Origin of the sequence: Moorena sp. SIO3B2 (assembly GCF_010692525.1) — a bacterium.
Taxonomy (GTDB): domain Bacteria; phylum Cyanobacteriota; class Cyanobacteriia; order Cyanobacteriales; family Coleofasciculaceae; genus Moorena; species Moorena producens.
On the sequence record NZ_JAAHHE010000028.1, the window covers coordinates 52,703 to 61,795 of the forward strand.

A 9,093-nucleotide genomic window follows, 5' to 3' on the forward strand; every position below is an offset into this window, starting at 1 on the left:
CGGCTCAGGTTAAATGGCTTATGCGGCAACTATCCAAGGAAACTACTGATTATGACATCTCCGATTAAACAATTTGTCCTGAAACCGATCGTATTTTCAGCTGCACTGTTTGCAGTCCTAACCATACCACTGGCTTGGTTTGGCTCTGAACCTTTGAATATCCAAGTGCAAGAGGAGCCAGTGTTTGATGGTAAACTAATGGACGTAGCTCCACCTTACTTGGGCTTAGCAGCGCTACTAAGTGTGACTCTAGGAACTGCTACGGTGGCGATCACTGGATGGCGCTCCGCTGACCGCAACCGGTCTGATATAGAGGCACAGTTATCCGGTCTTGAGGAAAATCTCAAGAAAAAGGAGGAATTGTTAGAGACACTTCAGCTCTCAGACTCTAGGTTAGATGCTTCTGGACTCAGGGAGTTTACCTCAGATAAAGACACTTCAGTATCTTTGAACGACAACTACCAGCCAATTACCAATCTTGAGCAAGTCAGTTCTGAACCCTTGCCCAAAACCTACCATCCGATTCCCGAAACTGGGTCGGTAACTGAACCAGTAATCATTAACACTCAAGCAGTGGACCATGAACCATCCACTAAACCCCCCACTAAACCCGACTTGGACGTGCGAGCAGCTACGGCTAGGTTTCCATCGGTTCAATCATTTCTAGCCTATGCTCCACCCAATGCTGCTCAGGAGCCACAGATTAACCCAACTTCCCTTAATCGTGATGAGTTTGACCAACTCTACACTAAAATTCAGCATCTGATGTCTCAGATGGTCACTGTAAAAAAGGCTATGGAAAGACGGTCACCCAAAACTTCACTCGAGTAGTCGTGATCAGATAGCTACCAAAAAAACTTGGTAATGGCTAATTCCTAGATATTGATAGTTAAGTCATATCAAGGGTTAGTCATTATCTTTTCTTACTAGTCAAACCGGAATCTTACGACGTAATGTTTTAATAAAAGCCCTAATCACCTCAGCTGGAGTGTTTCTAGTCTGTTCATAATGTTGATGTGGATTGCTTCAATAATTCTATTGCTTCAATAATTCAAGGTCTGATTCTTAAAGAATTATCGTCACAAAGTATGCAAGCACTGTCAAGATCAATGCTGAATTGCTTGAATGCACCCTGACTATGCACTGACATCATATGCACTGACATCAATTAAGCTCAGAATGATTGGAAAGCATTGCTACAATGCGGTCGAACCTTTTCCTATTTTGCCAACCTAGCCATAGGGGGAGAACTTGGGATTCTGCTAATTCTAGTACCAAGGATTGAATTTCTTGGTCAGATGCCTGTCCATAAAGCAGTAGTACTAAGAACCCATTGAGTTGCCGTGCCATTGTTTTAGCTTGAGGTAAGGCATCTATAGCTTCAGTCCAATGGACAGGGAACATCAAATGAAGTGGCTTATCGTCTCCCATGTGGATGAGAGTGGGTTTGAGGAGATTGCAAGTTCCATGAGGTCCCTCGTACCAAGGGCGATGATTTTCTAGGTACGCAGCTTCTGACTTTACCCAAGTATTCATTTTGTACCTCTAAGTTTATTATAGCTCTTATTTTCTTTATGGTAATTGATGAAAAATGGATTCGCTAAAATTCGTTGTAGTCTACAACGAACAAATCCTCTTAGGGTTTGCTCTTGAGAATTTATCCCGTGGGATAATAACTTATTACCATTGGTATCCCAAGGTAATAGGTCTGGTGATATAAACGCTAAATTTATGTAGCTGTAGCTGTCGTAGTTGATTCTCTAAAAAGAACATGGATTGGTAGTATTTAGTCAGTTATGCAATGTTATAACGCTTAAATTTTAAAAAAATCCATAGTTTGCAATTAGTTTTTTTAAGTTATACTTTAGTTAACGACTAATTGAATTTATGGCCAATTTATCTTGACTTATATCCCCACACCAGTGAGGCGGGAATAACTTACGAGGAAGCGAGTTTTTTCAGTTATTGCTCTGACCAAGAGTCAAGATTTAGAGTGACAGTAACCTGGGATGAACCCGAAAAATTTCCCTTTACCTTTATCCTTATTGTGATGGCCAGGGTGCATCTCACTGTCTTGATGCAATAGCGAGTGGTTTGAAGTTACCGTAAGACAGTTGAGCCTTATTCACATAACTTAAACCAAATACCCATAACCTGCCGACGCTCATTGGCTCAACGTAATCAGGTTTCATCTCCGGGGGTTTCCCCCAAGACCGCGCTACCTCGCTGCATCGCTTTTACAATTAGGCAAAAATTCGCGCGAAAATTCCCACACTTCCCGCGCCCGGGCCCCACACTTCCCACACTTCCCTTCTTTTTTACAAATATGAGATGCACCCGATGGGCACAGGACAAGGGCTGATCGAAAAACTTGATCTCAAAAACCCTGGATTAGGTGGTGACTCCTATTAGTTTTTATGGTTCCTTGAGGAGGAATAGTGGTTTGGATTAACAAGTATAGCATTTTCAGGTGAAATGAAAACGCTATATACCTTGAGAGCTCCTCACTTATATATAGCGCTATAGTAATTGAGTAATTTAGTCAGTAATGCGATTGGCCGTAGGCCACGCTACGGGAACGCATATTTCCCAAGCCAGCAGTCCCTCACCAAGATCAAATTCTGAAACTCTGACCAAAGAGGGACTTTTGCATACATGACGTTTGCCTTTTCAAAAAAGGTACCCACACGGGTACTGTCCAAAGCTGGTGGCGTTTTCCATACTCAAAATACGAGTAAACAACACACAAGAAACGCAATGACCAGACATGGCCGACTCTATCTAAGAGATGTTCCCCAAGATCCAGATTCTACGATGGTAGGTTTGGCAGGCTTTTTCCTTCCCCCTCTTATCGAGCTCAGCGAAACCTGTTGCGGCATCTGACCTTTAGTCTAGCATCAGGACAAGCAGTTTCGAGAGCACTACGGATTAAACCGTATGTCTTATAGCGTTTCTCACAGTTATGAGGTACAGTCTTCTTGGAAGCTGATTCCCTGTTAGGTGCGCTTTCCGCATCTAATTATTAAATTCGCCACGGGTCGCACCTCTTGATGCAGCGCATCCCTATTCCCTATTCCCTATTCCCTATTCCCTATTCCCTCTTTTTTCTTCCCAGATCCGCTGTTCCGGTGATCTGCTGTTCCCTAAAATCCCGAAATTGTGTACCTCATAGCTATGATAATTGCTATATCTAAATCAAGACCAGGATTGGAGACCAACACTGGCTTCACATCCAGGCATATTTGGTATTGTCGATCTTCTTAAATTTGCTGGAGTTGCATAGAGACTATAGCAATCCTAAATCATTTCTAAAATCACTGGACTTCTTAAAAACTAGCTCCAACTCCTGTCCCTTCTGCATAGCTGCCTTCTGCCTTCTGCCTTAAAGCAGCCCATTTATTTCACGAATCAGATCGGATTGCTATATCACTTGATAGGGTGCTATAAAATTATACCAATTCACTAAAACCTTGCTATCTATTATAGCAATCCTAAATCATTTGTAAAATCACTGGACTTCTTAAAAACTAGTTCCAACTCCGGTCCCTTCAGCATAGCTGCCTTCTGCCTTCTGCCTTAAAGCAGCCCATTTCTTTCACGAATCAGATCGGATTGCTATATTGCATAATGGTAAAGATTAAGGGGAAAATGTAAAGGTAAAATCTTTGACTTTTTTCCCTTAATCTTGAGTATAGTAATTTGTAGTATTCATAAGTATTAATTAAGTGAAATGGTACCCACAATTCTGGCTCTCGACTTTGACGGTGTTCTGTGTAACGGACTATTAGAGTATTTTCAGACCGCGTGGCGTACATACTGTCAAATTTGGAAACCCGCTAGTCAAACACCACCCGAGAATTTAGCAGCTAGCTTCTACCGCTTACGACCTGTGATCGAAACCGGCTGGGAAATGCCAATATTGATTCACGCGCTGATTCTCGGTATTTCAGAAGAGAAGATTTTGCAGGATTGGTCAGCAGTTGCCCAGTCTATCGTTAATTCCGAGACCTTAGACAGAACCGATATAGCTAAGCAGTTAGACACTATTCGGGATAAATGGATTACCACCGATTTAGATGCTTGGTTGAGTCTACACCAATTTTATCCTGGTGTGATTGAGCGGTTGGATCAAATACTTTCTACAAATACCACACAGCTATATATTGTTTCTACTAAAGAAGGACGCTTCATCAAGCAGCTATTGCAGCAACAAGGTATTAACTTACCACAAGAGAGGATTATTGGCAAGGAGTCCAAACGACCCAAACATCAAACCCTACGACAATTAATTGAAACTTTTCCAGGGGAAGCCGTAACACTATGGTTTGTGGAAGATCGGCTCAAGACCCTTCAATCTGTGCAACAGCAGCCAGACCTCAAACCGGTGAAACTGTATCTAGCTGATTGGGGCTACAACACCAAAGCTGAGCAAGAATCTGCTGGTCATGACCCGAGAATTCAGTTGTTGTCTCTTGAGCAATTTTCCCAGGATTTTTCAAATTGGCTCGATTAACTATTAGGTATTAGGTAAGCTATCAGCTATCAGCTATCAGCTATCAGCTATCAGCTATCAGCTATCAGCTATCAGCTAATGCGCTACAGATGGTGCTACTGTTCGCGCAGCACCTCAAGTAGCGCAATCGGTGCTTTTAGGTGCGACCCGTGGGGCATTTAATAATTAGATGCGGAAAGCGCACCTTTGAATAAAAGAGGTAAGCATTCTTTTAATGTGAGTTAAGTCTTTTAAATAAAAGACTTAAGCATTCATTTAATTTGAGTTATGTTACAGCGCTTGTGGCCTGTGCCACAAAGCTGACGCCTGACAGCTAGCTGTTCGCGTAGCGTGAGCTAAAAGCTCACGGCTGAATGCTTACGGTATTAGTCCTTCTGGAAGCGAAATTTAGGTTTTGGCAGCATTTCAGAGAACTCTATAACTATCACCTCTGAGATTGTCTTCTCAACCAGGGGTGAAAGGGATTTTGAATAAAACGCTTTTCGGTTAGGGTTTCTATGGGATGCGACACCTAATTTTTAAATTCTGGAACTGGTTACTAAACCAAATTTTTCAGAGAATAATCCTGGTTCTAACGATCATGTTTTGCCTGGGAGTGGGAATTGCCTTCTCAAGTATGTCTCGTCTGTCAATGGATCTAATTGAATCCCACGCACTAGAGTATTCAGCCTTATCCGCTCAACTTATTAATGAGGCACGTAACCTCTACAGTACTGAGGTCGTTAGTCGTGCTAAAACTGTTGATGGAATTACCGTTACCCATAACTACACTACCAAAAAAGGGGGAATTCCTAATCCAGCTACCTATGTGATAGAACTGGGTTCGCACATCAGTGCCAATGATACGGGAGCTTTAATCAGGCTTTACAGTGACTATCCCTTTCCCAATCGACAAGGTGAAGGGGGTCCGAAAGATGATTTTGAATGGGATGCACTCAGATTCTTGAGAAAATATCCCACTCAGTCATTTTTTCGCCAAGAGCAGATCCAAGGTCGTTCTTCATTTCGATATGCAGAAGCCATCATTATGCAGCCTAGCTGCATTGCTTGTCATAACAGCCATCCGGATAGTCCCAGAATGGATTGGAAAGTAGGAGATGTCAGAGGTGTTTTGGAAATAATTCAGCCTCTAGACAAATTTGTGGTACACACACAAATGGGTCTGAGGAGTACATTTATCACCTTAGGAGGACTATCTGTGTTGGCACTCTCAGGGCTAATTCTGGTTATCGGTAGATTGCGTCAAACAGCAAAGGAATTAACAAGGCGGGTTAGGGAACGCACGGCTGATTTGGCTGAAGCTAACCAAGATTTAGAAAAAAGGAATCAAATCATTAGTCAGATTTTTTGGCGTTACCTGAGTAAGGAAGTGGTAGATAAGTTACTGGAAAAACCCGAAGAATTGAAACTGGGAGGCCAGCGCAAAACTCTCACCATACTAACCTCTGATTTAAGAGGATTTACAGCGCTATCAGAACGATTGCTTCCGGAAGAAGTGGTTAAAATTCTCAATCTCTATCTGAAACATATGTCAGAGGTGATTACTAAATACCAAGGAACCATTGATAAGTTCATGGGTGATGGAATTTTGGTTTTGTTTGGTGCTCCTACGGCGAGAGAAGACGATACAAAACGGGCAGTGGCTTGTGCTGTGGCGATGCAATTGGCAATGGTTCCTGTCAACGAAACGATGAATGAGTGGGGCTATCCACCTCTAGAAATGGGTATTGGTATCAACACAGGTGATGTTGTGGTGGGCAATATTGGCTCGGAAAAACGCACCGATTACAGTGTAGTTGGTAGCCAAGTCAACTTAACCTATCGCATTGAATCCTATACCATAGGTGGTCAAATTCTTATTTCACAATCTACCTTTGAACAGGTTAAGTCAATCGTGATTACTCACGGGCACAAACAGGTACAACCAAAAGGGGTTAAACAGCCAATTACTATCTATCAAGTTGTGGGTATTGGTGATGACTACAATCTCTTTCTACCTAAAGAAGATGAAGAATTTTTTTTCCTTCCTAAAGCCATACCACTCACCTACAAAATTTTGGAAGAAAAGCATATCGGTAAAAATCTTTTTCTTGGAAGTTTAGTTCAGCTTTAAGCTAAGGGAGCGAAAGTGCGTTCCTATGAGATAATAAGAGAGAATTTCCCGGTAGAGCTAAGTAATATAAGCCTGAATATATTAAATCAATACCAAGCAGAATATAGTGATGATATCTATGCTAAAGTGACGTCAATTGAACCAGAAAATAAAGGGTTTTATATCCGTTTTACATCCCAACCTCCAGAGGTAAATAAAATGCTTGATTCTCTATACAAGTCGATAAATGATAGAAGTGAATATAAGGCGTTAGGTATCAACAGTTAGCCGTCAGCTAGGGAAAGGCAAGAGGCAAGAGGCAAGAGGCAAGAGGCAAGCGTCGTATATAGGGATTTTTGGTAGTGATGCAGCACGGTCTTGGGGGAAACCCCCATGAGCGACTGCCGTTCCACGGGGCGTACAAGGTGCGTCGCGGTGTTCCGCACACAGACCCAAAACCACTCGTTATTGCATCAAGACAATGTATTTTTAGTTTATTGAATCCCTTGCTATTTAAGGGTTTAAGCTGATTTAAACTACTCATTTACTATAATCAGTCTAGGAGATACCGGAATGAATATTGCAGTGTGGTGTAGAATAAAGTAAGCAGAAAAGGTCGATACGTGATGATAGTGATAGAGTTCAAGGCATACGGGAAGCAAAAACAATATGATGCGATAGATGAAGCTATAAAAACCGCTAAATTTATTCGAAATAAATGCATCCGTTATTGGATGGACAATAAAGGAGTCAAGAAAACTGATTTAAGTGCTCTTTGTGCCGTCTTAGCTAAAGAATTACCGTTTGCCAATGAATTGAACTCTATGGCTCGTCAAGCCAGTGCTGAACGAGCATGGTCATCAATTGCCCGTTTCTATGACAACTGCAAAAATAAAATTCCTGGTAAGAAAGGATTTCCTAGATTCAAAAAACATTGTCACTCAGTGGAATACAAGACTACTGGATGGAAGTTATGCCCAGACAAAAAATCAATAATTTTTAGTGACAAAAAAGGAATAGGAAAACTCAAGCTCAAGGGTACGTGGGACTTATGGCGCTTTGACAAAAAGCTGATCAAGAGAGTCAGGATAGTCCGTCGAGCAGATGGGTACTATGTTCAGTTTTGCATTCAGATCGATATTAATGAGTCTGTTCCAGCAACAGGAACCACTATTGGCCTGGACGTTGGACTAAAGGATTTTTACACTGACTCCAATGGCAATACTGTACCCAATCCTCGATTTTATAGAAAAGGAGAAAAGCGTCTAAAATTCTATCAACGTCGGGTTTCCCGGAAAAAGAAAGGCTCTGCTAACCGAAAGAAAGCAATTAACAGACTAGGTAAGGCACACCTTAAAATAAGTAGGCAGCGTGAAGAACATGCCAAGAGACTGGTTAGAAGTTACCGCAAGAAGAGTGCAGCCTTTATAGTTGGTAGGCTATGCATCAAAGGTGGCAGGTTTTGTTGTAAGGCTGCACTCTTCTAAGGTTTCGTCTCCGGCACGTTGCGTAGTCCGGTCAAACGACCTGGTCGCCTAGGTCGATTTAAGGGTTAAAAACTTGGTAAAGAACCACTATCTTGCCAAATCTATTAATGATGCAGGTTGGTATCAATTCCGGAAATGGATGGAACATTTTGGGACTAAGTTTGGCAAAGTAACTGTTGCAGTTAATCCAGCGTATACTTCTGCTGAGTGTTCTAATTGTGGTGAAGTAGTCAAAAAGTCTCTATCAACTAGAACCCATGTCTGTCAGTGTGGTTGTTCTCTAGATAGAGACCATAATGCTGCAATCAATATTTTGGAAAGAGCCTTGAGTACGGTGGGGCACACCGGAACTCTGATCTTAAATGATCCAAACGCTTGGGGAGAGGGAACCTCTACTTTTGCTGGTGAAAACCTGTCAAAGCAAGTTGCCTCGTTGAACCAAGAATCCCCGTCTCGCGATTAGCGGGGAGTGTCAAAGTGGTTTGACTTTGAGCCTGGCGGGATTGCTCTCTACAGTATGGTTGGCAGTCAGAAATTGGTATGGTTTGTGGGAAGTTAATCTAGCAGATTGAGCTACTGTGGGCGACAAAGGTGACGCAGCAAGCATTCAGCCGTCAGCTGTCAGCTATCATGCCTAATGCCTAATGCTAATCAACGGTCGGTAGTAAACAAGCTGGGGGGTGCTGGTACGGCTGGTTGAAAATCCCTGCTCGTTTTACTGATCCGAGCCCGTGCAGTTAAAGCGCCTGCTAGCTGATGGCTGATGGCACCTCAAGTAGCACCATCTGTAGCGCATTCGCTGTTCGCGTAGCGTGCGCGTAGGGCATAGGCACCTCAAGTAGCACCATCTGTAGCGCATTCGCTGAATGCTTACGTTATGCGATCGCAAAAGCAAAATTTCCTCAACCAGTTCTCCCCAAGCCCCCTTCAGATTTTTAATGTAATCCTAGTTGTGGTTGATAGCAGTTTTCAATGGATAACTGCTATCAATGCATATTGTG

The 9,093-nt window shown here is 42.4% G+C and carries 7 protein-coding genes and 1 pseudogene; 6 read left to right on the top strand and 2 right to left on the bottom strand.

Going from position 1 to position 9,093, the window contains the following annotated elements:
• Nucleotides 1-51: 51 nt before the first annotated feature.
• On the top strand, nt 52-831 hold the full coding sequence (locus tag F6K38_RS09835) for a hypothetical protein (protein ID WP_008178731.1): 780 nt from the start codon (nt 52-54) through the stop codon (nt 829-831).
• A 333-nt stretch (nt 832-1,164) separates the two neighbouring features.
• Here the strand turns inward: F6K38_RS09835 and F6K38_RS09840 are convergent, their stop codons facing one another.
• Entirely contained in the window at nt 1,165-1,536 is a 372-nt protein-coding gene (locus tag F6K38_RS09840; protein ID WP_008178733.1) for a hypothetical protein, read from the bottom strand.
• 343 nt (nt 1,537-1,879) lie between these two features.
• Between F6K38_RS09840 and F6K38_RS09845 the strand changes: the two genes are divergently transcribed.
• The 3 genes and pseudogenes from F6K38_RS09845 (at nt 1,880) to F6K38_RS09855 (ending at nt 6,893) form a co-directional block, all read left to right on the top strand.
• Nucleotides 1,880-2,086 (top strand): hypothetical protein, encoded by a 207-nt coding sequence (locus F6K38_RS09845; RefSeq protein WP_008178736.1) that lies wholly within the window; start codon nt 1,880-1,882, stop codon nt 2,084-2,086.
• A gap of 1,644 nt (nt 2,087-3,730) precedes the next feature.
• A complete protein-coding gene (locus F6K38_RS09850) occupies nt 3,731-4,513 on the top strand; it encodes an HAD family hydrolase (protein WP_008178737.1) in 783 nt (260 codons plus the stop codon).
• 631 nt (nt 4,514-5,144) lie between these two features.
• Nucleotides 5,145-6,893: pseudogene (locus tag F6K38_RS09855) on the top strand (adenylate/guanylate cyclase domain-containing protein).
• Nucleotides 6,894-6,896: 3 nt separating this feature from the next.
• Here F6K38_RS09855 and F6K38_RS09860 read toward each other — a convergent pair.
• A complete protein-coding gene (locus tag F6K38_RS09860) occupies nt 6,897-7,067 on the bottom strand; it encodes a hypothetical protein (protein WP_154659655.1) in 171 nt (56 codons plus the stop codon).
• A 164-nt stretch (nt 7,068-7,231) separates the two neighbouring features.
• Between F6K38_RS09860 and F6K38_RS09865 the strand changes: the two genes are divergently transcribed.
• Together F6K38_RS09865 and F6K38_RS09870 are read left to right on the top strand one after the other, a co-directional pair.
• Nucleotides 7,232-8,092: an RNA-guided endonuclease InsQ/TnpB family protein gene (locus F6K38_RS09865; RefSeq protein ID WP_287248390.1), complete on the top strand. Its 861-nt coding sequence runs from the start codon at nt 7,232-7,234 to the stop codon at nt 8,090-8,092.
• 73 nt (nt 8,093-8,165) lie between these two features.
• Nucleotides 8,166-8,555, top strand: a complete 390-nt coding sequence (locus F6K38_RS09870; RefSeq protein WP_008178744.1) for an RNA-guided endonuclease InsQ/TnpB family protein — start codon at nt 8,166-8,168, stop codon at nt 8,553-8,555.
• The last annotated feature ends 538 nt before the right edge of the window (nt 8,556-9,093 follow it).

Bases quoted from the DNA above. Each gene is read 5' to 3' on its own strand.
- F6K38_RS09840 (WP_008178733.1), bottom strand. From the start codon at position 1,536: ATGAATACTTGGGTAAAGTCAGAAGCTGCGTACCTAGAAAATCATCGC.
- F6K38_RS09865 (WP_287248390.1), top strand. From the start codon at position 7,232: ATGATAGTGATAGAGTTCAAGGCATACGGGAAGCAAAAACAATATGAT.
- F6K38_RS09835 (WP_008178731.1), top strand. From the start codon at position 52: ATGACATCTCCGATTAAACAATTTGTCCTGAAACCGATCGTATTTTCA.
- F6K38_RS09850 (WP_008178737.1), top strand. From the start codon at position 3,731: ATGGTACCCACAATTCTGGCTCTCGACTTTGACGGTGTTCTGTGTAAC.